The following is a 23,801-nucleotide window of genomic DNA, read 5'->3' on the forward strand; positions in this document are numbered from 1 at the left end:
CGGCGGGTTACTCCGGCTGGAAGACGAAGACCTCGCCGATGCGCGTGGCCACCACCACCTCGCCCTCGGGCCCGACCGAGGTGCCGGTGGTGGTGCCCTTCGCGCCGGGCAGCACATCGGAATCGATGGTGTCGCCGCTGCCGGTGTCGAAGGTGATCAGGCTCAGGCCGTCGCCGATCGCGGCGGCGGTGTAGCCGGTGTCGCCCGCGGTCTGCACCGGGGCGCCGCGCAACGCAAGATCCTTGCGCTCCCAGGCGATCTCGGAGCCGTCACCGGTGTCACGCAGGGCGAGCAGATAGCCCTCGTCGCCCGCCGGGATGATCAGGCCGTCGCCGGACACCGAGATCCCGCCGCTGGGAACGAATCCCAGCGGCCGCACCCACTTGGTGCGGCCGTCGGCGGCGTCGACGGCGATCAGCCGCTTGCTGTTGTCGCCGACGTAGACGGTGTCGCCGTCGGCGGAAAGGGCTGGGCCGGTTGCGCTGCCCTCGGTCAGCATCTCCGCGCGCCACTCCTGCTGAATCTTGTTGTCGGCGTAGCGCAACGCGATCAGTGCGGCGCTGGGCGCACCGGGCTGCCACACGGTGACGTAGAACCGGCCGGTGGCTCCGTCGATCGCCGAGATGTTGGCGATCGGGCATTGCGGGCCGCCGGTGCCGCAGTCGTCCAGCCCCTGGCCCGAGGCGGGCCGGGTCAGAGCGGGGCTCTCCAGGAAGTCGGGCTCGCCGAGCAATTGCACGGTCGGCACCGTCCGCTGGCCGGTCTGCCGGTCCAGCACGTCCACCTGACCGGACTGGGTGATGGTGAGCAGCCTGCTGTCACCGGTGAACTGCACCGAAACCGGAACGCCGGCAACGGGTGTGCGCCAGCGCGGCTGACCGAGGTAATTGAAGGAGTTCACCGCGCCGTCGTCGCCGACGTACACATTGCTGACGCCGTCGACCGCCGTCGGCGACGAGATCGCGTTGGGGCCGAGCACATCACAGAAACGCTTGCGGCCGGTCGGCATCTGGAACGACAGGATGGCGCACCCGTTCGCGGTGCGGGTGGTCAGGAACAGCTGTCCCTCGGCGCCGATGGTGACCGGCTGCTCGATGGGCCCCGCCGCGGGTCTCGACCAGCTCAACGACAGCGAGCGGGCGCCGCTCACGGGGCTGACGCCGCTGTTGCGACCGTCGTGATGCGCGGCGGGCCACCCCTTGCCGGGGCCGACCGCTATGTCGTCGACATCGGTGCCGCAGGCGGTCAGTGCCAGCGTGCCGAGAGCGGCCAGCGCGGCCACCGCACGCACCCGGGATCGCGGCCGTGTCGCGACAACCCGCACGCCTCCGGTTCGCACCTGCTGTTCTCCCCTCTGGTCGATGGCCGCTGCAAGACTAGCCTGCGCCCGATATGACGCGCCTCCGGCAGTGCGAACGTGAGGGTAGAGCCCGGGCGTGATGCGGCACGAAAGTACGCTGTGTAGCCAATGACGGACCCTCGGGTCGCTGCCCGGGGAACACGACGGGAGAACGGTTCGTGACGAGCATGTGGGGCGCACCGTTGCGCTCGCGGTGGCGCGGTTCGCGCCGCCGGGATCCGCAGCAGGCGCGATTTCTGACCAAGGCGTCGCTGCGCTGGGTGCTCGCCAACCGCGCCTATACGCCCTGGTATCTGGTCCGCTACTACCGGCTGTTCAAGTTCAGGCTGGCCAACCCGCACATCGTGCTGCGCGGCATGGTGTTCCTCGGCCGCCGGGTCGAGATCCACGCGACCCCCGAGCTGAGCCGGATGGAGATCGGGCGCTGGGTGCACATCGGCGACGGCAACGCCATCCGCTGCCACGAAGGTTCGCTGCGGATCGGCGACAAGGTGGTGTTCGGCAAGGACAATGTCGTCAACACCTACCTCGACATCGAGATCGGCGAATCCACCCTGGTCGCCGACTGGTGCTACATCTGCGACTTCGACCACAAGATGGACGACATCACGCTGCCCATCAAGGATCAGGGCATCGTGAAGAGCCCGGTCCGGATCGGCCCCGACACGTGGATCGCCGCGAAGGTGACCGTGCTGCGCGACACCCGCGTCGGCCGCGGCTGCGTGCTCGGCGCGCACGCGGTGGTCAAGGGCGAGATCCCGGACTACAGCATCGCCGTCGGCGCGCCCGCGAAGGTGGTCAAGAACCGCAAGGCCACCTGGGAGGCGGGCGCCGAGGAGCGGGCGAAGTACATCGCCGCGCTGGAGGACATCGAACGCAAGAAGAACGGCGTCGCCCAGCAGGCGTAGTTCTCCGCGCCGTTCGACGGAAGTCGTCGGTGGGCTCGAGTACGGTCGTCGGCATGAACAGGTACGCGGCGCTGCTGCGCGGGATCATGCCGACCAACCCGAACATGCGCAACGAGAAGCTGCGCGCGGTGTTCGAGGGGCTCGGGTTCGAGAAGGTCGCGACCATCTTGTCCAGCGGCAACGTGGTGTTCCGCTGCGCCGACGCCGACGCGGCCGCGCTGGAGGACCGTATCCAGGAGGCGCTGAACCGGGAACTGGGGATTCCCGGGGGCACCATCGTGCGCAGTTACGAGGAACTGCGCGAGCTGCTGGATCGCGATCCGTTCGAGGGACTCACCCACGAGCGCGGCTCGTATCTCACGGTGACCTTCTTCAAGGACCAGAGCCCGAACGTCGAACACCCGGATACCGGCGACGAATTGACCCGCGTCGTCGGATACGACGCCGAGGCCCGCGCCTTCCTCACCGTCATCGACAACAGCACGCCGAAGACGCCGGACTTCATGGCCTGGCTGGACAAGACCTACGGCAAGGACATCACCACTCGCACCTGGCTGACGGTGCAGCGGATCGTGAAGAAGCTGGAGTCCTAGATCTGGCCCGCACTCACGCCTACACCTCGCTAGCGCTCGGCTCCGGCGTGCGCGATGCACAGAAACGCTGCCGCGGTGCGGCCGATGCGAGTGATCACCAGGGTGTAGGGCTCACTGCCTTTGAGCTTCAATCGTTTGCGCAGCGCGTCGGGGTCGACGTCCACGCCGCGCACCAGGATCTCCAGCGCTCCGCACCCACGGCGCGCCAGCTCCTGCCTCAGTGTCTTCTCGCGTAACTCCAGCCGGTCCTCGATACGGAAGCCGCGCACGCCATCGGGCACCGCATCGCCGGTGAGATAGGCGATGTGCGGATCCAGTTGCCACAGACCATGTCTCGCGGCGTAGTGCCGGACCAATCCGGCTCGCACGATCGCGCCGTCGGGATCGATGATCCACTCGCCCGGCGGATGCTCGGGCAGCTCGTCCGGCTCGGCGTCGGTGAGAACCTCGGGCTCGCGGCGCGAACTCAGCACCGTCGCGCGCCGGGCGACACCGGATTCGGTGAGGCCCGCCGACCACAGGCACGCCTCGCGCACCGCGCCGTCGAGCGAGACGACCTCGATCTCGCCGTACCAGTCCAGGCGATCGAAATCCAGTCCGGGCGCGCACTTCACGGCGATGTCGCGCCCCGCGTACGCGTCGAGCAGATCGGGCAGCGGGGGTTGCAGTTTGGCCGGATCGTGGGTGCGGCGGCCGTCGGCGCGGCGGGCCGGATCGGCGATGATCACCGTGCCGGTGCTACTGGGCACAACGGCATCGGCCTTGGCCAGCAGCACATTTCGCGGTCCGGCCGGATCGCCGCCTGGCAGCGGCGCCCAGCGGGAACCGAGATTGTGCGCGGCGATCGCCAAGCGCACCTCGTCGAGGTCGCTGCCGACGACGGCAGGACACACCTCGGCGAGTTCGACGAGTTCGGCGCCGATGGAGCAGGTGACGTCGTGCACGGCCCGACCGGCCAGCCGGGCCGCCCGGTGGCGGGCGACCGGCGTCGGCGTCGCCTGCTGGAGCGCGTCGTCGGTGAAGAGCCAATCCCCCGCGCCGTGCAGTTTGGCGGCGGCTTTGCGCCGCAGCCGTACGGTTTCCACGAGGGCGGCGGCGTGCTCGCCGTGATCGCGACGCACCCGCTCCAAGTCGCGCAGGTGCGTCGCCGACGTCAGCTCGAGCCGGTCCACCTCGGCCAGCGCGGCGCGTCCCGCCGCGCAGGCGAGGAACGCGATGTCCGCGCGGCCGAAGCGGTAGCCCACCTACTTGGCGGACGCGCCCGGCTTCACGCCGGTGATCATGGCGTTGTAGAAGAACTGGCGCGGCACCACGCGGCGCATGACGTTCTCGTCCACCCAGCTCAGTCCGAGCCACGCCCGGTACATCGCCATCCGGTAGCCCATGCTGAGCTTCTCGGCGGGCACGGCCGCCTCGAAGGTGCGCACCGGCCAGCCCCACAGCGCGGCGGCGAATTCCTCGGTGCTCGCCTTGACCTCGACGGCGCCCGCGGACCTGGCCATCGCCTCGAGATCGCGCGGATCGAAGGTGTGCAGGTCGACGACAGCCTCCAGCGCCGCGGCGCGCGAGGACTCGTCGAGCTCTTCCTGCGGACGACGCCAGCCCGCCAGCACGGGCAGCTTCGTGACGGTGGTGGTGGCCTTCCAGGTGATGCGGCCGAGCCAGCGGGCGTAGAAGTTGCCGACGGTGGTCGGCTCGCCCGCGAAGACGAAGCGACCGCCCGGCTTCAGCACGCGCAGGCACTCCTTGAGCGCCAGCTCCACATCCGGGATGTGGTGCAGCACCGCGTGACCGACGACGAGATCGAAGGTGTCGTCGTCGTAGGGGATGGTCTCCGCGTCCGCGACGCGGCCGTCCACGTCCAGGCCCAGGTTCTCGGCGTTGCGCAGCGCGACCTTCACCATGCCCGGCGAGAGGTCGGTGACCGAACCGGACTTGGCGACGCCGCCCTGCATCAGGTTCAGCAGGAAGAAGCCGGTACCGCAACCGAGCTCGAGCGCCTTCTCGTAGGGCAGCGGCGCGGGGCCCACCGCGGCGTCGAAGCGGCCGCGGGCGTAGTCGATACAGCGCTCGTCATAGGAGATGGACCATTTGTCGTCGTAGGTCTCGGCCTCCCAGTCGTGGTAGAGCACCTGGGCGAGCTTCGTATCCTTGAGCGCTGCTTCGACCTCGGCCTCGGTGGCGTGCGGGTTCGGCGCGGGGTCGTCGGGACGTACCGTCATGGTCGCCTAGCCTACATAAATCCCCAGATGAAGCCCGCTGTCGGCCCGGGCATTCCGCGACCCGCCGGACCGATGGCCAGATGAGAACGTGTTCCCATCAGGGCAATCTCCTGGCACACCCCGGAAAGACCGGACGGTCTGTGTGCGGGCGGCCGCCCGCAACACCCTGACCGGACGAATTCAGCGCCCGACGAAAGCCGCGGATCCGGGCCCATCGGCGACATAGGATTCCGTCCCGATCCGGCGATCTTCGGTGTCGAACAATCCGGCCCATTCGCCGCGCGCGCGATCCAGTCCGTGCGGGCCCGCCTCGAAGACCGCCTTGGCCGCGGCCAGCGCGCGTCCGGGTCCGTCGGTGAAGCGTTCGGCCCAGCGCAGCGCGGCGGTGAAGACGTCGTCCGGCGCGACGACCTCGTCGACCAGACCGAGCGCCTTCGCCTCGTCCGGCTCCACGAAACGCCCGGTGTACACGAGATCTTTGGCCGCGCCAGGACCGATCAGCAGCGACAGCCGCCGGATGCCAGCGAGCGGGATCAGTCCCGCGTGAATCTGCGGCAGCCCGAGCTTGACGTTGTCGCCGATGACGCGGCGATCGGCGCCGAGCGCCAATTCCAGCCCGGCCCCGAGGCAGTATCCGCTGATCGCGGCGACGGTCGGCTGCGGAACCCTGGCCAGGCAGCCGAGCGCGGCTTGCACGTCGGCGGCCATGGCCGCGGCCTGGTCGGCGTCCAGCGCGGCCAGCTCGGCCACGTCGTCGCCCGCCGAGAACACCCGCTCGTCTCCGTAGACCACCAGGGCGGCGACGCCGGAACGCGCCGCGACCGCCGCCGCGGCCTCGGCCACTTCTCGCACCACCTGGACGTTGATCAGGTTCATCGGCGGACGAGCGATCCGCAGGACGGCGACGCCCCGCGCACCATCCCCTTCCGGCAGCTCCAGGGTCACGAATTCGGCCATGCCACGCACGCTACCTCGCGCCACCGCGGCGTCCCGCATCACCGATCGCCCAACAGACCTGACGCCCTCGCAGACCTTGTGCACGCTTCGCAGCGGCTGTAACGCCTGCGAAGCGTGTGGAAGTTCTGCGAGGAGCCCCTATCCGCGGGCGGAGCCCCTGAGCTTGGCGGTTCCGGGGAGATCGGCGAAGTAGCGATCGTTGCCAGGGAAGCTCAGCGCCTTGGCGCCGTGCTCCTCGGTGAGTTCCGGCATGATCGGATCGATCACCGGTTCGGCCGCGAAAATCTCCGCCGTCGAGGTGAATTCGCTGAGGGCGTCGAGCTGGGACCAGGTCGGCGGGAGCAGGATGTCGGTGCCCGCGCGCCAGCGGTCGAGGGCCTCGGCCGGGGTGCTCCACTGCACTTCGGCTGCCTCGGTCGTCGCGCCGTCGGCGAGCTGGCCCTCCGGAAGGACCGCGACGAAGAAGTGGGTGTCGTATCGGCGCGGTTCGACTACCGGGGTGATCCAGTTCGCCCATGGGCGCAGCAGATCGGCGCGCAGCACTAGCTTCTCCTCGGCCAGGAAGGTCGCCAGGGACAGCTCGCGGCGCTCCAGTCTGCCGCGGGCCTCGCGGTACGGGGTGGTGTCGCCGACGACGGAGTCGCCGGTCGGACCCGCGAGCAGCACGCCGCATTCCTCGAACGTCTCCCGCACGGCCGCGCACACCAGCGCCTTGGCGCGCGCCTCGGTAGTCGCGAAACGCTCGGCCCACCAGGCGGGATCCGCGCCCGCCCATTCGATCTCGACGGTGCTGTCGGCGGGATCGACACCGCCGCCGGGGAACACCGTCATGCCCGCGGCGAAGGCCATCGCCCCGACCCGTCGTTGCAGGAACACCTCGGGACCGTTCGCCCCGTCGCGGACCAGCATCACCGTTGACGCGTCCTTGACGGGCGGGGAATCCTGCGGCCGATCGCCGGGGGACGTCGTTGTCTCACTCACACCTGCACCATAACCGGCGCTGCAGGATGGAGCCCCCAGCGTCTCGCTACCTGGACCGGTGCTGCCCCGCCTTCCGCGCGCGCCGGGCGAAGTAGCGGCCGTCGACGCGGTCGAGCGCGATCGACTGGCGGAAGGCGTCGCTGAGGTTCTCCGAGGTGAGCACATCGGTCAGCAGGCCCTTGGCGACCACTTCGCCCTCGTTGAGCAGCAGTCCGTGGGTGAAACCGGGCGGGATCTCCTCCACGTGGTGGGTCACCAGCACCATCGCCGGTGCGTCGGGGTCGGCCGCCAGATCACCGAGGCGCTCGACCAGCTCCTCGCGGCCGCCGAGGTCGAGGCCTGCCGCCGGTTCGTCGAGCAGCAGCAGCTCCGGATCGGTCATCAGGGCGCGGGCGATCAACACCCGCTTGCGCTCTCCCTCGGACAGGGTGCCGTAGGTGCGGTCGGAAAGGTGTTCGGCGCCCAAGCTTTCCAGCATGTCGACAGCGCGGTCGATGTCGACGTCGTCGTAGCGTTCGCGCCAGCGGCCGAGCACGGCGTACCCGGCGGACACCACGAGATCGCTGACCTTCTCGTCCAGCGGCACGCGGTTGGCCAGCGCCGCCGACGAGAGGCCGATGCGCGGCCGTAGCTCGTTGATGTCGACCTTGCCGATCACCTCGCCGAGCAGGTGGGCGATTCCGGAGGTCGGGTGCATCTCGGCGGCGGCCATGCGCAGCAGGGAGGTCTTGCCCGCGCCGTTCGGGCCGAGCACGACCCAGCGTTCGTCGAGCTCGACCTGCCAGGTGACCGGGCCGACGAGGGTGTGCCCCGAGCGTCGGACGGTCACGTCGGTGAAATCAATGAGCAGATCGGGATCCGGTTGCGGCACGCGCTCCATCTTGGCCCACATGCGCCGGGTTTGCCCGACCGACCCACATCGGTCGCAGCGAACGGGCCAAACGGGCGACGACGGTGCGCCGCGCCACCCGTGCGGCACGGGGACGAGCCGACGGCGGCCCACCGAGCGGGCGGAACATCCTGGCGACGATCAGCGCCAGCGGCAGTGAAAGGAGCACCCATCCGGCGAGAATCAACAGCAGCGTCGTCATGACATCCTCCGGAGACGGCGGGGCCGAGGCCCTGTTGCGTCACTGATACCCAAATACCCATCGCCCACACCTCGGCGCGGCGCAGTGTGCCGGCCGGGCGCGGGTTCCAGTCTTTCCCCGATGCCACTCACCAGGACTCGGGCGGCACGGCGATCACCGTCAGCGAACCCGGGGCAATCTCGGTGAAACCGGCGTCGCGCACCGCGACCGCGCTGCCACGCGCCACCCGCTCGGTGCACGCCCGCCACTGTGCGGGATCGGCTTCACGCACCGCGCAATGGAATTCGCGCTGTGACCACCGGTAGGCGTCTTCGGGGCCCAGTGCGGCCGCCAGCAGCATACTGGCGTGACCGACCTGTGCCGCGCTCTTGCCCAGCGTCATCCTCAGCGCCGAATTCACCCACAGAACAGGCAGATCCGGTTCCGGCGGGCCGGGCTCGTCGTGCTCGAGATCGGTGCCGCCGATCTGGAGTTTCTTGATCCGCGCGTCAACCTCGCCGACCGCGCTCGGCACGAAGGCCCGCGCCTGCGCACCACCGATCTCCACGGTGACGCCGTCGACATCGCCCGCCGCCAGCCACTGAGCTCCGCGGGCACGCCGCGCCACCTTGCGAATCCGGGAGCGCTTCCACGCGAGATACCGTGGCGCCCAAGGCCCGTCCGGGCCGACCCGCTCGTCCAGGCACAGCGCGACCGCCGAAGCCGCCGCGGCGGCGAGCAACGCGCTGCGCGGCGGCGGATCCGCCTTCGGCAGGTGCAGCACCATCTGCATGGCCTGCACCTGATCGGGGTCGTCGGGATCGCCCGCGCCACCGTAACCGAGCGCGAGTTCCGCGTGCCGGATGCGGAATCCCTCCTCCCCCGTGGACAATTCGTCCACGGTACCGCTGTCCGGACTGCTCATTCACTTCACCTCGACCCTCAACGTGAACTTCTGTGCCGGCTCGACGCCGTGCTCCCACGGGCGCGCGTACTCCAGTGCAAGCTCGGTGACGCCCGCGGCATTCCCGACGAACGTCCACATCGCGCTGCCGCCGGAGCCGGGCGCGATCGGACGGTCGGCGTTCGGCCGGTAATCCGGCTCGCCTGCGGGCCGGAGCACGCTTTGGTCCAATGCGGCGAGCCGCCAGCCGTATCCGGTCGACGGGTTCGACGGCAGTGTGACGATCAATTGCCCGCCGACGCTCAGCGCGCGCTGTTGCCCGCTGTCGGCCTCGGTCACGTGCATGGCATCTCCCGACGGCTCGACGTTTCCGGACGGTTCGGCGCCGGTGGTCACGGTCGACGTCGCCGGTGTGTGCCCCTCGTGCCCGTCGTCGGTTCCGCACGCGGCGAGCGCGACGCCGAGCAGCAGCACAGCCAGGGACTTCCGCACCGCATCCTCCGATCACCGAACGATCACTCTGCGACCAGCCTAATGGCGCTGTCGGACGCGGTCCGTCGATTACCCGCGCACGGCCGGACCTCGCCGCCGAGACCACAGCGCGTTCGGTCCGTCGAAGCGAAAGACGTTGCGTCGCGCGGACTACTGGATCAGCGGCACGCGGCGCATCAGCCCGTCGCGAGCGTCGGCGGCCTCCACCTCGTGCCGGGTGACGCCGAGGATGAACAGCACCGCGTCCAGGTAGGGGTGCGAGAGCGCCGCGTCGGCGACCTCGCGCAGCGCGGGTTTGGCGTTGAAGGCGACGCCGAGCCCGGCGGCGTTGAGCATGTCGATGTCGTTGGCGCCGTCGCCGACCGCGACGGTCTGTTCCATCGGTACCCCGGCCTCGGCGGCGAACTTGCGCAGCGCGGTCGCCTTGGCGGCGCGGTCGACGATGTCGCCGACCACGCGGCCGGTCAGCTTGCCGTCCTTGATCTCCAGCGTGTTCGCCTGCACGAAGTCGAGTTCGAGTTCGTGCGCGAGCGGCTCGATGACCTGGCGGAAGCCGCCGGACACCACACCGCAGCGGAAGCCGATGCGGCGCAGCGTGCGGATGGTGGTGCGCGCGCCTGGCGTCAGCTCGATCCGGTCGGCCACCTCCTCGATGACCGATTCGTCCAGCCCCTCCAGGGTCGCGACGCGCTGGCGCAGCGATTCGGCGAAGTCGATCTCGCCGCGCATGGCCGCCTCGGTGACCTGGCGGACCTGTTCCTCGACACCCGCGTGCGCGGCGAGCATCTCGATGACCTCGCCCTGGATCAGCGTCGAGTCGACGTCGAACACGATGAGCCGCTTGGCCCGCCGCGCCAGCCCGGCCCGCTCCACCGCCACGTCGACCTCTTCGGCGACCGCGACCTCGGCCAGCGCGGTGCGCAGCCTGGAGTCGGTGTCGGCGCCCGTGTCGGTGGCCGAGACCAGCAGCTCCATGCCGGTGACCGGGTAGTCGGCGATGCCGCGGATGGTGTCGATGTTCGCGCCGAGCGCCGCGAGCTGCCGCGACACCGCGCTGAACGCCCGGGCGGTCACCGGCGCACCGAGAATGACCACCGCGTGCGTGGACATCGGCGCCCGCCCGATCGCGGCGCCAACCTCCACGTCGACGACCATGCCGACGGTGTTCATCGCTTCCTCGAGCTCCTCCTGGAGCTCTTCGGGGTCGTTCGGGCAGGTGACCAGGACACCGAGGGTGAGCCGGCCGCGGATGACGACCTGCTCCACATCCAGCAGGCTCACCTGGTGCCGCGACATCGCCGCGAGCAGCACGGACGTCACACCGGGCCGGTCGGGTCCGGTGACAGTGACGAGAACGGTGGTGTCGGCCAAGTCGGTGCGCTCCAAGTCTGTGTGCCGGTTCGGGGCGTTATTTCCTCATGAAACGAGTGTGCACCCGCTGGTATCAACGGGTGCACATTCGTCGTTTTGCATGCTAGTGCTTTACCAGCTCGCCCTCGGTGACGGCGGTGGCGTGCTTGCCGGAGCCCCAGCCCACGTGCGCCTCGGCGCGCATGCGCTCCACCATGTGCGGGTAGTGCAGCTCGAACGCGGGACGCTCGGACCGGATGCGCGGCAGCTCGTAGAAGTTGTGCCGCGGCGGCGGGCAAGTGGTCGCCCACTCCAGCGAGTTGCCGTAGCCCCAGGGGTCGTCGACGGTCACGACCTCGCCGTAGCGGTAGCTCTTGAAGACGTTCCAGAGGAACGGCAGCATCGAAGCGCCGAGGACGAACGCGCCGATGGTCGAGATGGTGTTCAGCGCGGTGAAACCGTCGGACGGCAGGTAGTCGGCGTAACGACGGGGCATGCCCTCGTTACCGAGCCAGTGCTGCACCAGGAAGGTGGTGTGGAAGCCGACGAAGGTCGCCCAGAAGTGCCACTTGGCCAGGCGCTCGTCCATCATGCGGCCGGTCATCTTCGGGAACCAGAAGTAGATGCCCGCGAAGGTGGCGAACACGATAGTGCCGAAGAGCACGTAGTGGAAGTGGGCCACCACGAAGTAGGTGTCGGACACGTGGAAGTCCATCGGCGGCGAGGCCAGGATGACACCCGAAAGACCACCGAAGAGGAAGGTCACGAGGAAGCCGATCGACCACAGCATCGGCGACTCGAAGGTCAGCTGGCCGCGCCACATCGTGCCGATCCAGTTGAAGAACTTCACGCCGGTCGGCACCGCGATGAGGAAGGTCATGAACGAGAAGTACGGCAGCAGCACGGCGCCGGTCGCGTACATGTGGTGCGCCCACACCGCGATGGACAGGGCGGCGATGCCGAGAGTCGCGTACACCAGGGTGGTGTAACCGAAGATCGGCTTGCGGCTGAACACCGGGAAGATCTCCGAGACGATGCCGAAGAACGGCAGCGCGATGATGTACACCTCGGGGTGGCCGAAGAACCAGAACAGGTGCTGGTACAGCATGATGCCGCCGGTGGCCGGGTCGTAGATGTGGCCGCCGAGGTGGCGGTCGTAGGCCAGGCCGAACAGCGCCGCGGTGAGCAGCGGGAAGGCGAGCAGGATCAGGACGCTGGTGACGGCGATGTTCCAGGTGAAGATCGGCATCCGGAACATGGTCATGCCGGGCGCGCGCAGGCAGACCACGGTGGTCAGCATGTTCACGCCACCGAGGATGGTACCGAGACCGGAGACGGCGAGGCCGAGGATCCACAGGTCGGTGCCGACGCCGGGCGAGTGCAGGATGTCGGTCAGCGGGACGTACGCGGTCCAGCCGAAGTCGGCCGCGCCGCCCGGGGTGACGAAGCCCGCGGTCGCCATCGTGCCGCCGAACAGGTACAGCCAGTAGCTGAAGGCGTTCAGGCGCGGGAAGGCGACGTCAGGGGCGCCGATCTGCAGCGGCAGGATGATGTTGGCGAAGCCGAACACGATCGCGGTCGCGTAGAACAGCAGCATGATCGTGCCGTGCATGGTGAACAGCTGGTTGAACTGTTCCGGGGAGAGGAACTGCAGGCCGGGGCGCGCCAGCTCGGCACGCATCAGCAGCGCCATCAGACCGCCGACCATGAAGAAGCTGATCGCGGTCACCAGGTACATGGTGCCGAGCACCTTGGGGTCCGTGGTGGTGACCATCTTGTAGAGGAAAGAACCCTTGGGTCCGGTCCGGGCCGGATACGGTCGAGTCGCTTCCAACTGAGGGACTGGTCTGGGCTCTACCGCAGTCACTGATCCTCCTGAAGGTGCCTTTAGGTCGCTCCGCGAGCTCCGCTGCTCGCCTTCATCCCGTTCCCGAGACAGCGGACAGTTCGCTTGCGCTCCTGAGATCGTAAACGGTGCCGTCAGGGCCGACAGCACGGGTCCTACTCTGCGTCGTATTTCGTTGGTCACCGGTCGTCCGCGGTACCCCGCGCGACACCCGTGGCGTGCGCCGATGAGTTCCCGGCGCGGCCGTCGTCTCTATCGATGACAACAGTTCGTCACCTGCGAGGAGACCGCACATGACCACCCCGAAGCCGGGCGACCCCGTCTGGGTCGACCTCTACACCGCCGATCCCGAACGCAGCATCGCCTTCTACGGCGACCTGTTCGGCTGGACCGTCGACCGCGCGGGCGCGGAATTCGGCGGCTACCTCACCTTCCGCAAGGACGGCAAGGCCGTCGCGGGCGGGATGGGCAGGATGGACGACGGCGACACCGGGCCGGATCGGTGGACCGTCTACCTGTCCGCACCGGACGCCCGTGCCACCGCCGCGGCCGCGAGCGCGCACGGCGGGTCCGTGATCGTGGAGCCGATGGACGTGGGCGATCTCGGCACGATGGCGGTGCTCGCCGATGCGGACGGTGCGGGCGTCGGCATCTGGCAGGCCGGCACGTTCGGCGGAATCGAGACCGAGGCCATCGTCGAGGGTGGCAAGTGGCGCAATCACGCGGGCGCTCCGTCCTGGTTCGAGCTGCACACCCGGGCGTACCAGGCCTCGCTGGCGTTCTACCGCGATGTGTTCGGCTGGTCCGACACCTACGAGATGCCCGGCGCACCCGACTTCCGCTACACCACCATCCACTCGACCAGCCCGATGCTCGGCGGCGTGATGGACGCCTCCGGCTTCTTGCCGCCGGGCGCCCCCGCGGGCTGGACGGTGTATTTCGGCGCCGACGACGTGGACAAGGCGGTCGCTCAGGCGATCGCGCTCGGCGGCAAGGTCGTCTCGGCCGCCCAGGACACCCCGTACGGACGGATGGCCACGGTCGCCGATCCGACCGGCGCGATCTTCCATCTCGGCGGCGACGTCGCCTGAGGTAGCGGGTTCGTTCGCCGAGGCCCGGGCCGCCACCCGCGCCTCGGCCGCGTCTTTCGACGCCTGTACCCTCTCCGGCATGCCGGTGAGCGCCCTCGTTCGCACCCGAAACCGCACTGTCGCCACCCGTTACGGCACGGCCGCCGTCGCGGCCCTCTGCGTCGCCGCGCTGGTCGGCTGCGGCAACCAGTCCGACGACGCGAGTTCGATCATCCGCACCACCACCAATATCGCGGGCGCGAGTGTGGTCGGCTTGGAGCGCGACACGACGCGGGCCTGCGCGCTGCCCAGCGCACCCGACCAGCCTTCGGGCACCCGCGGCGTCACCCACGCCGCCGGGGTCTCCGAGGTACCCGCCGATCCGCAGCGCATCGTCGTGCTGACCACCTCCGCGCTCGATGCCACCTGCGCACTCGGCCTGTGGGAGCGCGTCGTCGGCGCGGTGACCGTGGATGGCGCGCGTCCGCAGCCGGAGTTCCTCGGCACCGGCGTGCTGAAGGTCCCGAGCATCGGCACCCCCGCCGCGCCCGATCTCGCCAAGATCGCGGAACTGCGTCCCGACGTCATCATCGGCGAACAACCGTCGGGCGCGGCCACTTTCGACGCACTGCGAGCCATCGCGCCGACCGTGCTGGTCGGCGCTCCTACCAGCTGGCAGGCCCGGTTCGGCGCTTTCGCCGAGGGGCTCGACCGGCGCGGCGCGGCGACCACCGCGCTGGAGAACTTCCACACCGAGGCCGCCGACATCGGAACCTCTATCGCCGCCAACCAGAGTCAGGCGTCGGTCGTCCGCTTCACCGGTGACGCCATTCAGGTCCAGGGCGCCAACAGTTTCGCGGGCCAGGTCCTTGCCGACGTGGGCGTTCAGCGGCCGACGGCCCAGCGCGGCGCGTCCTTCGACGTCGCGTCCGGCCAGCTCGGCACGAAGGTCGAAGGCGACATCGTCTACGTCGTCCTGGCCGGTGAATCGGGCAAGGAACAGGGCGAGAAGGTGATGCGCGGCGACGAGTGGAAGGAACTCGGCGCCGCCACCGACCGCCGCGTCTTCGCCGTCGAGGACAGCGTCTGGCACGGCGACGGGCTCACCGCGGCCCGCGCGCTGCTGACCGATCTTCAGAAGACGCTCAACGGATACGTCACCGACTGACGGTTCGTCCACGCTCCACCACCGCCGGACCGCCCACGCTGGGCGTTCGTCCAATCCGTCGTGAGCGAATCCCGCAGTCCGCGACACGAATTCGTTTCGGCAACGACACGCTGACGATGACCGGGAGGACCGAGCGGGCATGACGCACGGGAACAACTTCGAAGGCAGGTTGATCGCACTCGAACGCTGGCAGGGCCTTCAGGTCATCCGCGATACTGTCATGGTGACCGAGTTCAACTCGAAGTTGGCAACGATCAACACGAACGTCCTCGCCGCACACAAGGCGGTGGTCGACCTTCGTGGCGACGTCGGTGACGTCGAGAAGCGTTCCGTGATCTCCCGCCTCATCTCCGTGGACGTCGAGATGAAAAGCTTCCGACGCGAGATGTCGGAGGAGATCGGCGGGCTGAAGGGAAGAGTCGGCCGTCTGGAAGCCGATGTCGCCATCCTGAAGACCGACGTCGCAGTACTGAAGATGGACGTCGCCGAACTCAAAGCAGACGTCGCAACACTCAAGACCGACGTCGCCGAACTCAAAACCGACGTCGCAACACTCAAGACCGACGTCGCAACACTCAAAACCGACGTCGCCGAACTGAAGGTCGGAGTCGGCCAGATACTCCAACTACTGAGGGAAGGCAGGCGCTAGGTTCATCAGCCGAGCCCGTCGTCGCCACTTCGCGGCGGCGGGCTCGGTCGTCCGGTCCAGCTGATCGGACCCATCGCATCCTCCTTCGGATGCGATGCCGCTCAATCGAACAGCGCCAGCACCGCCTGGCCGACCGCGGCGATGATCTCCTGATCCTCACCGTCGATGGTCACGGTCGGAGTCCACGTCCGGTCCGGCAAGATGGGATCTGCCAGCGAGGGCAGATCCACCGGCGCACCGAATCGGCGCCGGTCATCGGCGTGCGCGCGGTGTTGGGCGAATTTCCTTGGTGCGGATGGCATTCCCATTCCCGCAGCACGATCTCGGCGGCGCGCCCGGCGAGCGAACACGGCCGACATCCCCTCACAGCGAACTCCCAGCGACGTCCCAGACCGGTCCGAGCGCCGCCCCCTACCGTCGCTTTCGACGCGAAACGAGTCGAGGAGAACGCGGTGGGTAGATACGGCGAGGCGCACGAGCACGATCTCGGTCTGGCGCACGACCTGCGAATCATGTCACGGCGGCGAGCGCTGGTATTTCTCGGAATCACCGGGGCGACGGCCGCGAGCGCCTGCGCGACAGCGACGCAGACCGGCACGTCGAGCACCACGACGTCCGTCGCGAACACCACCGCCGACGCGGCGAGCGCGGCGCCTGAGGAAACGGCCGGACCGTATCCCGGCGACGGCTCCAACGGGCCCAACGTCCTCATCGAGTCCGGCGTGGTCCGCTCCGACATCACCACCAGCTTCGGATCGTACTCCGGTGTCGCGGAAGGCGTTCCGATGACACTGAAGCTGTCGCTGCGCGACCTCGTCGAGGACGGCGCCGCAGGCTCCGGCATGGCCGTCTACGTCTGGCACTGCGATCGCGCCGGGAACTATTCGCTCTACAGCCCCGGCGTCACCGACCAGAATTACCTGCGCGGTGTCCAAGTCGCCGACGCGACCGGCACGGTCACCTTCACCTCGATCTTCCCAGCCTGCTATTCGGGCCGCTGGCCGCACATCCACTTCGAGGTGTTCGACTCGCTGGAGTCCGCGGTCGCAGGCAGCGACGCCCGCCTCACCTCGCAGATCGCGCTCCCCCAGGACGCGTGCGAGGCCGTCTTCGCGCACGACTCCGGCTACGCGCAGAGCGTGCGCAATCTGTCCGGGGTCACCCTCGCCTCCGACAATGTGTTCGGCGACGGCTGGAACGCCGAATTGGCCACCGTTACCGGAACGCCCGCCGTCGGCCTCACGGTCACGCTCACCGTCGGCGTCGCGGCGAAATCCGAGAACCGTTCCCGCGGAGGCGGTTTCGGCGCACCTCCCGGCCGTCCGGGCGGTCCGCCGCCGGGCCGCTGAGCCGAACGGCAGAAACGAATCGGGGCCCCGCGTCCGGCGAGGCCCCGATCAGGAGTAACGGGTCAGAACTCCCAGTCCTCGTCCTCGGTGTTGACGGCCTTGCCGATCACGTACGACGAACCCGAACCCGAGAAGAAGTCGTGGTTCTCGTCGGCGTTCGGCGAGAGGGCCGAGAGGATGGCCGGATTCACGTCGGTCTCGTCCTTCGGGAACAGTCCCTCGTAACCGAGGTTCATCAGCGCCTTGTTGGCGTTGTAGCGCAGGAACTTCTTGACGTCCTCGGTGAGGCCGACCTCGTCGTAGAGGTCCTGGGTGTATTCGACCTCGTTGTCGTAGAGCTCGAAGAGCAGCTCGAAGGTGTAGTTCTTCAGCTCGTCCCGCTCGGCCTCGGAGACCAGCTCGAGACCCTTCTGGTACTTGTAGCCGATGTAGTAGCCGTGCACGGCCTCGTCGCGGATGATCAGGCGGATCATGTCGGCGGTGTTGGTCAGCTTGGCGCGCGAGGACCAGTGCATCGGCAGGTAGAAGCCGGAGTAGAACAGGAAGCTCTCCAGCAGGGTGGAGGCCACCTTGCGCTTGAGCGGGTCCTCTCCGTTGTAGTAGGCCAGCACGATCTCGGCCTTGCGCTGCAGGTTCCGGTTCTCCTCCGACCAGCGGAAGGCTTCGTCGATCTCCTTGGTGGAACACAGCGTGGAGAAGATGGAGCTGTAGCTCTTCGCGTGCACCGACTCCATGAACGCGATATTGGTGAGCACCGCCTCCTCGTGCGGGGTCAGCGCGTCCGGGATCAGGCTCACCGCGCCGACGGTGCCCTGGATGGTGTCCAGCAAGGTCAGACCGGTGAAGACCCGCATGGTCAGCTGCTTCTCTTCGGCGGTCAGCGTGTTCCACGAGGGGATGTCGTTGGACACCGGGACCTTCTCGGGCAGCCAGAAGTTGCCGGTCAGCCGGTCCCAGACCTCGGCATCCTTCTCGTCGGGCACCCGATTCCAGTTGATGGCCGACACCCGATCGATCAGTTTCATCCTGCCTCCACACCTTTCCCGAGCACGCTGCCGTCACGGAGCTCCTACCACCGAACACTACTCCTAGTGGCTCAGAACTCCATGCAGCACAACACCTTGTGTCGCTACGGTGGACGTCCCGGACAGCTGTTCGCCGTGGGAGCACCGCGTGCGGCACCTATTGTGCGGCACCGGCCCGCACGCGAGCGCAGCGGTCCCGGACCGGCACCGATCGATCGCCAGCAATTAGCCATCGCCAGCAGTTAGCGGGGAGGGCTGCCTGCGCGAGTGCTCGTGGTCGGCCCGCCCGCTCGGATTTGCCGACCCGGTCTCGGCCCGCGGAATCCGCCTGGGGCGAAGTGCGCAAATTCACCGAGCGGCATGTTCGCCCGCACCGAGGACATTTGCGACGTACGCGACGACCGGGCAGACTCCTGCATCGACCGGCGCGCGCACTCGGCGCGCCGCACGAGGGGGTTCACTGTTTTGCGCAGATTCGCCGCGGCCGTCGCCGCCGTCGTCGTCTTGCTCGGCGCGTCCGCCTGTCAGGACGATCTACCGATCACGCCTGCAGGTTCCGGCGGATACTGGTCCGCCGCTCCTCAGACCGAGGATCAGCGCTGGGAAGTGCTGCGCAAGGTCCGCGCGATCGACCCGTGCGCGCTCCTTCCGCGCGCCGAACTGGCGAAAATCGACACCGTCAGCTGGGTACAGGTCCGCAAGCCTGACTGGTGCGAAGCGCGGATGGGTTCCACGGAGTCCGGAAAAGGAACCGACCTGAGCTGGTCGCTGCTCGTCGCCCCGACCGGTATCACGCAGCACGAGCGCGCTCGCACGACGAAGATCGGCGCCGTCACGGTCGGTACCGTGAGCGACCTCGACGCCAACCCGGACCATCGAGGCCAGCTCGTAGAGCGCAATTGCACCGCGAGCGCGAGTTTCCCCTCGACCGCGGCCATCATGCTGTTCGTCACGACCCCGCTGGGCACCGAACCGTGCCCGGTTGCCGAGGCCGTACTACCGACCATGATCGCTCAGCTGGACAAAGAACCCGCGCAGGGCACCTCACCCGACACGCCGAGGACCGTCCTGCTCGGCAGCGATCCCTGCGCGGTGGCGAGGGGCCTCGGTGTTACGACGCCGGTGGCGGAACAAAGAGAATGGCGATGCTCCTTCCGCTACCGCGACAACGACATTCAGGTCGAGTACACCTACGACAGGGAACAACTGGTCGTCGATGGCGAGCCGATCTTCGTCATCAACGGGCATCCCGGGTACGGAGATCCGGACGCGACCGATTTCTTTTCGTACAACGCGATAATGGGACCTGTCGTGCCATCGACCGAACCCGAATCGTTCCTGGGACCGAACCTTCCTGTCGTCAACGTGTTCGGCCGTAACGGCGCTGTGGTGGAAGAGGTTCTGCGCCACGCGGTCGCATTGTTTCCCGCCGCCTGACGCCGCCCGGCACGCACTCCGGCGTCCGGGCTCCTGTTTTGCGACACAAGGTCGATCCGTGCACACTCGGCGGCGATGGTCCGCGGGAGCAGACCCGCGCCACGCGAATCCGATCCGAACGAAGGGGAATCGATGCTGCGTCGACTGCTGTTGGCGGCCGCACTCGTGCTGACCACCGCGGCCTGCCAGGACGCGTCGGATTCGGCGTCGAGCGCGGACCCCGCAACGGGCGGATTCTGGTCCACCACACCGCAGACGGACGCGCAGCGACTCGAAATGCTGCGCAGGGCACGCAATATCGACCCCTGCGCGCTGCTGCCGAATCAGAAGCTACGCGAGGTGGGTGCGGTGGTGTCCGTGGACAACACGCAGCCCTCGAGCTGCAAAGCGATCATCGGCTCGGCCGAGCCGGGCAAAGGGACGACGCTGGTGTGGCACGTGGTTGCGCCGCCGACGAGCACCCCGTGGGAGGACAAGGACGCGGCGATCGAACGAGTGGGTGACGTCACCGTCTCGCTGTTGGACGACAGGAAGTCCATGACCGACGCGCAGCTTCGTGAGCAGGGCCATCGCACCTGCTACGCCGAAGCGCGCTTCCCCGCCACCGCCGAGTTCTGGCTCGACGTACAGGGCCCGATCGGCGGCGATCCGTGCGCCGTGGCCCGTTCGCTGGTGCGAACGGCGTTGACGGAGTGGCGTATCGAGCCGCCGCACGGCACTTCGCCCGTGACGGCCCGCAGCATTCTCACCGGACACGACCCGTGCGCGGTGGCGCCCGCACTCGGCATCTCCGTGCCCGCGGGCGAACAGCAGCTGCACAAGTGCGAGTTCGGTTTTCGCGGCGGCAACGTCGTGATCAACTACGAATACCAGGACGGAAACCCAGCGGGACCGGGCGAGCCCGCGTTCACGGTCGGCCCTCGGCCGGTGCACCAGGTCGCCGCCGCGGCCGGTGACACGCGTGTCTACTCCGCACCGGTCGGTCCCCCGCTCCGCCCCGCCGTGACCGGCCAGGCGCTGCCGACCCGGACCCCCGTCGTCTCGGCGGTGGGCAAGCCCGACGCCGTGGAAGAGGTCATGCGCAGGCTGCTGCCAATGCTGCCGTGATCCATGGACGGGGTATCGTCCCGAATCCGCACGCTTCCGGGATGTCGGCCCGCAGCCGGTCCCGGAAAGCTTGCGGCGGAACGGAATTCCTCAGATCCCCAGGACCAGCTTCGCCGTCGTGAAGTAGATGATCAGCCCGGTGGCGTCGACCAGCGTCGTCACCATCGGCGCCGAGACCACCGCCGGGTCGATGCGCAGCTTCTTGGCGAGCAGCGGCATGGTGCCGCCGATGGTCGCCGCCCACCCGCAGATCAGCACCAGCGTGATCGCGACCACCACCGCGATGCGCGGACCGACGAACACCGCGCCGATCACCAATCCCGCACTGGCCAAAAGGGATCCGAGCACCAACCCGACCCGGCATTCGCGCCAGATCACCTTGAACAGGTCCGAGACGCGTACCTCGCCGACGGCGAGCGCGCGCACACAGGCCGTGGCCGCCTGCGCGCCCGCGTTGCCGCCCGCTCCGATCAGCAGCGGGATGAACAGAGCGAGGTGCGCGGCCTGCTGCAAGGTGCCTTCGAAGAAATCGGTGACGCTCACCGTGAGCGTCGCCGCGAAGAGCAGCAGCATCAGCCACAGCGCGCGATAGCGGGCCAGCTGGAAGACCCCGGCCGCCATGTAGTGGCCCTCCCAGGGTGCGGAACCGGCCTGGCGGGCGACGTCCTCGCTGTCGGCGGCCTCGATGACCTCGACCGCGTCGTCGATGGTGAGCAGGCCGACGAGGCGGTCCTCGCTGTCCACCACCGGGAGGTTGATGTCGTTGGTTTCGCGCATCAACCGGGCGGCCTTCTCCGCGGAGTCGGTGGCGCGGGCGAACGCGGGCTCTGTGACGACCAGCTCGGACACCATGGTGTCCGGCCCGGCCAGTACCAGCTCGCGCAGCTCCACCACGCCGGTGAGCCTGCGGCCCGAGTCGACGACGGGCAGCGTGTACACGGTTTCCGCACTCGCCCCTTTAGCGCGCACCATGGCCAGCGCCGCTGCGACGGTCAGGTCCCGCGGCAGCGCGACCACCTCGGGCGTCATGTACTGGCCCGCGGAGCCCTCGGGGTAGCCGAGCAGCGCGGCGGTCATCCGGCGCTCGCGCGGGCTGAGCCCGGCCAGCACCTTCTTGGCGACCTTGGCGGGCGCTTCGCGCAGCATGCGCGCGCGGTCGTCCGGGGCCATGCCCTCGACCAGCTCGCGGAAGCTCTGGTCGCGCAGGCCCTGCAGGATCTGCTGCTGGTCGACCGGCTCGAGCTCCTCGAACACGGCCAGCGCCAGATCCTTGTCCAGCAGCCGGAACGCCATGCCCGCTCGGACGGCGTCCATTCGGGCCAGCTGGTCGGCGATGAAATGCGGCGGGTGGTTGTCGAGCCAGTCGAGGGCGTCGACACGGTACTCGGCGACGAAGTCCGGCAGGGACTCGGAGGGCGCCGGGCGTGCTTCGATCAGATCGGTCTGCGACATGGGAGGTCCTCAGCACAGCGTGGGGTGAAAAGTGCGCGAAGTTTCACACCGCGAGGCGCCCACCCGGGCGACGCAGACCTACCAGGTATGCGAAGGGGCGGCGCCGCGCGGCCTTCGACTGGGAGGTTCACTGCGCATGGCAACCCACCTCCTGATCGTTCCCGCCGCGACCGACCGGTCGCGCGCCGTCTACCTGGTCAACAGAATTCGAACGCGAATGCGTCCTCGTGAAGGATACATGTTTCAACCACAGGTTTCACGGCGAGCGGCGTGTCGTCACGTTTCCGCGGGTCGCGACGTCAGCGAGGCCACCACGGCGAGTTCCGTTTCGGTCCAGGACGGAACGTGCTCGACCCACTCGGGGACCGGTTCGGTTTGGACGCCGAAAAGGTACAAATAGGGCACCAGATCGCGCAGTGCCCAGTGCACGTCGAGGCGGTCGTCGATCATGTGTGTGATGCCGAGCTCGGCGCAGTGCACCGCCTTGTCCGCGCGTTGCCTGCAGAACCGGAGGTTGTCGCGCGGCACGCCGGTCCGCTCGTAGAAGTCGTGGTGGTCGAGCCACTGCCGGGTGCGCTGCTCCACGCGCGGACCGCATTTGGAGATGATCCAAGCGCGGCCGTCGAACAGCGCGACCAAACGCGCCAGCACCTCGAAAGCGTTGGGGCTCGGCGGTGTTCGCATGGCATCCTCGATGCCGCCGGCCAGGAAGACGGTGTCTTCGCTTCCGGAGGGTAGCGCGGCGCCCTGGATGACCCGGCCGAAGTCCACGCCGAGCCGATAGTGTCTTTCTTCGTTCATCGCACTCAGCATGGCCGTGCCGTTGGCCGCTCGGCCAGCGAATTTCCTTCCGGCTCCGCGCTTTTCCTCAACGCCAGCCTGCGGTCTTGCGCCACGGATCCGGCGCTCGGTCGACCTTCTCGCGCGAGCGGACCATCATCCGCTCCAGCATCGCCAGCCGCTTGCGTTGCGCGATCACCTCGTGCAGTGCCGCGTTCACCGTCTCCTCGGTGCTCGTCGTTCCCAGCAGCACACCCACCACCGCCAGGGCGGCATCATCCACGTCGATCGATGTCTGCGACACGCGCACCTCCCAAATCGCCCCCTCCTCGAATCGTAGGCCGAATTCACGCAATACGGACAGTGGTCCGCGCCCGCCCCGCCCAGGACCCCGCTTGTCGGCGCACCCGGGCACCCTCACCACCCTCGACCTCCTCCGCGAGTAGATCTGCGGCACATCTCAGGCAACCACTGGGACACAACATGATTCGTGATGCGGTAAGGATTCGGCAAGGTTTCGGGGCGGTCTTTGGAGATACGTTGCCGGGCATGGACGAGACGGTGGAGGGGCGGCGCGGGGATGGCGCCGTGGCCCGGTTCGAGCGGCGTTCGGATGGGACGCTGCGGTATGCGCGGCCGGAGGAGCCGAAGAAGGACGATGCCCTATGGGTGGGGAGCGGACGGCACGAGGGCGAGAAGGTTGGTGTGCGGGTGGCGGCGGCCTTCCTGATCGACCTGGCGTTGCACGCCGCGATCGGTGCGGGCGTCTGGTACGCGGCGGACCAGCTCGGCCATGCGGATCAGTCGGTGTTGTTCGGCGTCCTCGCCGGGCTCGGATCGTCTTTCGTCCACCGCACCGTGGTGCAGCGGCTCACCCGCACGACCCTCGGGAAGGCGCTGTTCGGCCTGCGCCTGCGCAAGGGCGACCGTTCCTACCCGACGCTCTGGGAACTGGTCCGACAGTGGTTCGAGGGCCTCTTCGCGATCGTCGCGATCCCGTTGCAGTTGCTGGGCTGACTGCCGGGCGGCCGGGCGCACGTGTTCGACGCATGGGGGTTCGAATGGTTGAACACTGGGCGAT

General features: G+C 68.5%; 24 protein-coding genes. 9 read left to right on the plus strand and 15 right to left on the minus strand.

Going from position 1 to position 23,801, the window contains the following annotated elements; genetic code table 11:
• Positions 1–7: 7 nt before the first annotated feature.
• Complete coding sequence (locus NX1_RS11740) at positions 8–1,339, minus strand: outer membrane protein assembly factor BamB family protein (protein WP_245668446.1); 1,332 nt, start codon at positions 1,337–1,339, stop codon at positions 8–10.
• Between the two features lie 179 nt (positions 1,340–1,518).
• On the opposite strand from NX1_RS11740, the gene NX1_RS11745 reads away from it, so the two are divergent.
• Positions 1,519–2,268: an acyltransferase gene (locus tag NX1_RS11745; protein WP_068057612.1), complete on the plus strand. Its 750-nt coding sequence runs from the start codon at positions 1,519–1,521 to the stop codon at positions 2,266–2,268.
• A 53-nt stretch (positions 2,269–2,321) separates the two neighbouring features.
• Complete coding sequence (locus NX1_RS11750; protein WP_068057826.1) at positions 2,322–2,861, plus strand: DUF1697 domain-containing protein; 540 nt, start codon at positions 2,322–2,324, stop codon at positions 2,859–2,861.
• A 29-nt stretch (positions 2,862–2,890) separates the two neighbouring features.
• Here NX1_RS11750 and NX1_RS11755 read toward each other — a convergent pair whose 3' ends face one another.
• The 9 genes from NX1_RS11755 to ctaD form a co-directional block, all read right to left on the minus strand.
• Positions 2,891–4,105: a THUMP-like domain-containing protein gene (locus NX1_RS11755; protein ID WP_068057613.1), complete on the minus strand. Its 1,215-nt coding sequence runs from the start codon at positions 4,103–4,105 to the stop codon at positions 2,891–2,893.
• Positions 4,106–5,083, minus strand: coding sequence for a class I SAM-dependent methyltransferase (locus tag NX1_RS11760; RefSeq protein WP_068057614.1), 978 nt, complete (start codon positions 5,081–5,083; stop codon positions 4,106–4,108).
• Positions 5,084–5,263: 180 nt separating this feature from the next.
• A complete protein-coding gene (locus NX1_RS11765) occupies positions 5,264–6,040 on the minus strand; it encodes an enoyl-CoA hydratase-related protein (RefSeq protein WP_068057827.1) in 777 nt (258 codons plus the stop codon).
• 138 nt (positions 6,041–6,178) lie between these two features.
• Positions 6,179–6,949: an NUDIX hydrolase gene (locus NX1_RS11770; protein ID WP_157119698.1), complete on the minus strand. Its 771-nt coding sequence runs from the start codon at positions 6,947–6,949 to the stop codon at positions 6,179–6,181.
• A gap of 118 nt (positions 6,950–7,067) precedes the next feature.
• The gene (locus NX1_RS11775) at positions 7,068–7,901 is read right to left on the minus strand and encodes an ABC transporter ATP-binding protein (protein WP_068057829.1); all 834 of its coding nucleotides are present in this window, start codon (positions 7,899–7,901) and stop codon (positions 7,068–7,070) included.
• A gap of 338 nt (positions 7,902–8,239) precedes the next feature.
• Positions 8,240–9,016: an aminoacyl-tRNA hydrolase gene (locus NX1_RS11780; protein ID WP_068057618.1), complete on the minus strand. Its 777-nt coding sequence runs from the start codon at positions 9,014–9,016 to the stop codon at positions 8,240–8,242.
• Positions 9,017–9,487: a protease inhibitor I42 family protein gene (locus NX1_RS11785; protein WP_157119682.1), complete on the minus strand. Its 471-nt coding sequence runs from the start codon at positions 9,485–9,487 to the stop codon at positions 9,017–9,019.
• Positions 9,488–9,637: 150 nt separating this feature from the next.
• A complete protein-coding gene (gene serB, locus NX1_RS11790; protein WP_068057831.1) occupies positions 9,638–10,858 on the minus strand; it encodes a phosphoserine phosphatase SerB in 1,221 nt (406 codons plus the stop codon).
• A gap of 103 nt (positions 10,859–10,961) precedes the next feature.
• Positions 10,962–12,704: an aa3-type cytochrome oxidase subunit I gene (gene ctaD / locus NX1_RS11795; protein ID WP_084501345.1), complete on the minus strand. Its 1,743-nt coding sequence runs from the start codon at positions 12,702–12,704 to the stop codon at positions 10,962–10,964.
• Positions 12,705–12,976: 272 nt separating this feature from the next.
• On the opposite strand from ctaD, the gene NX1_RS11800 reads away from it, so the two are divergent.
• The 3 genes from NX1_RS11800 (at position 12,977) to NX1_RS11810 (ending at position 15,570) form a co-directional block, all read left to right on the plus strand.
• Positions 12,977–13,774 carry a VOC family protein gene (locus NX1_RS11800; protein WP_068057624.1) on the plus strand — a complete coding sequence of 266 codons (798 nt, stop codon included), beginning with the start codon at positions 12,977–12,979 and terminating at the stop codon, positions 13,772–13,774.
• 79 nt (positions 13,775–13,853) lie between these two features.
• Entirely contained in the window at positions 13,854–14,921 is a 1,068-nt protein-coding gene (locus tag NX1_RS11805) for an ABC transporter substrate-binding protein (protein WP_068057627.1), read from the plus strand.
• Positions 14,922–15,060: 139 nt separating this feature from the next.
• Complete coding sequence (locus NX1_RS11810) at positions 15,061–15,570, plus strand: coiled-coil domain-containing protein (protein WP_068057629.1); 510 nt, start codon at positions 15,061–15,063, stop codon at positions 15,568–15,570.
• Positions 15,571–15,671: 101 nt separating this feature from the next.
• Here NX1_RS11810 and NX1_RS11815 read toward each other — a convergent pair whose 3' ends face one another.
• Positions 15,672–15,872: a hypothetical protein gene (locus NX1_RS11815; RefSeq protein WP_157119683.1), complete on the minus strand. Its 201-nt coding sequence runs from the start codon at positions 15,870–15,872 to the stop codon at positions 15,672–15,674.
• A 210-nt stretch (positions 15,873–16,082) separates the two neighbouring features.
• Here NX1_RS11815 and NX1_RS11820 point away from each other — a divergent pair, with 210 nt between their 5' ends.
• The gene (locus NX1_RS11820) at positions 16,083–16,919 is read left to right on the plus strand and encodes a dioxygenase family protein (RefSeq protein ID WP_245668459.1); all 837 of its coding nucleotides are present in this window, start codon (positions 16,083–16,085) and stop codon (positions 16,917–16,919) included.
• A 62-nt stretch (positions 16,920–16,981) separates the two neighbouring features.
• On the opposite strand, the gene nrdF is transcribed toward NX1_RS11820, so the two are convergent.
• The gene (gene nrdF / locus NX1_RS11825; protein WP_068057638.1) at positions 16,982–17,944 is read right to left on the minus strand and encodes a class 1b ribonucleoside-diphosphate reductase subunit beta; all 963 of its coding nucleotides are present in this window, start codon (positions 17,942–17,944) and stop codon (positions 16,982–16,984) included.
• Between the two features lie 360 nt (positions 17,945–18,304).
• Between nrdF and NX1_RS11830 the strand changes: the two genes are divergently transcribed.
• A complete protein-coding gene (locus NX1_RS11830) occupies positions 18,305–19,381 on the plus strand; it encodes a hypothetical protein (RefSeq protein ID WP_068057642.1) in 1,077 nt (358 codons plus the stop codon).
• 132 nt (positions 19,382–19,513) lie between these two features.
• Positions 19,514–20,488 carry a hypothetical protein gene (locus NX1_RS11835; protein WP_157119685.1) on the plus strand — a complete coding sequence of 325 codons (975 nt, stop codon included), beginning with the start codon at positions 19,514–19,516 and terminating at the stop codon, positions 20,486–20,488.
• Positions 20,489–20,578: 90 nt separating this feature from the next.
• Here the strand turns inward: NX1_RS11835 and mgtE are convergent, their stop codons facing one another.
• From mgtE to NX1_RS11850, 3 genes are all read right to left on the minus strand, one after another.
• On the minus strand, positions 20,579–21,940 hold the full coding sequence (mgtE, locus tag NX1_RS11840) for a magnesium transporter (RefSeq protein ID WP_068057646.1): 1,362 nt from the start codon (positions 21,938–21,940) through the stop codon (positions 20,579–20,581).
• Between the two features lie 276 nt (positions 21,941–22,216).
• Complete coding sequence (locus NX1_RS11845; protein WP_068057833.1) at positions 22,217–22,741, minus strand: hypothetical protein; 525 nt, start codon at positions 22,739–22,741, stop codon at positions 22,217–22,219.
• A gap of 67 nt (positions 22,742–22,808) precedes the next feature.
• Positions 22,809–23,024: a type II toxin-antitoxin system VapB family antitoxin gene (locus tag NX1_RS11850; protein ID WP_068057835.1), complete on the minus strand. Its 216-nt coding sequence runs from the start codon at positions 23,022–23,024 to the stop codon at positions 22,809–22,811.
• A gap of 245 nt (positions 23,025–23,269) precedes the next feature.
• Between NX1_RS11850 and NX1_RS36155 the strand changes: the two genes are divergently transcribed.
• Positions 23,270–23,737 carry an RDD family protein gene (locus tag NX1_RS36155; protein WP_068057648.1) on the plus strand — a complete coding sequence of 156 codons (468 nt, stop codon included), beginning with the start codon at positions 23,270–23,272 and terminating at the stop codon, positions 23,735–23,737.
• Positions 23,738–23,801: the final 64 nt, after the last annotated feature.

Source organism: Nocardia xishanensis NBRC 101358 (assembly GCF_001613365.1).
In the GTDB taxonomy this organism is placed as follows: domain Bacteria; phylum Actinomycetota; class Actinomycetes; order Mycobacteriales; family Mycobacteriaceae; genus Nocardia; species Nocardia xishanensis.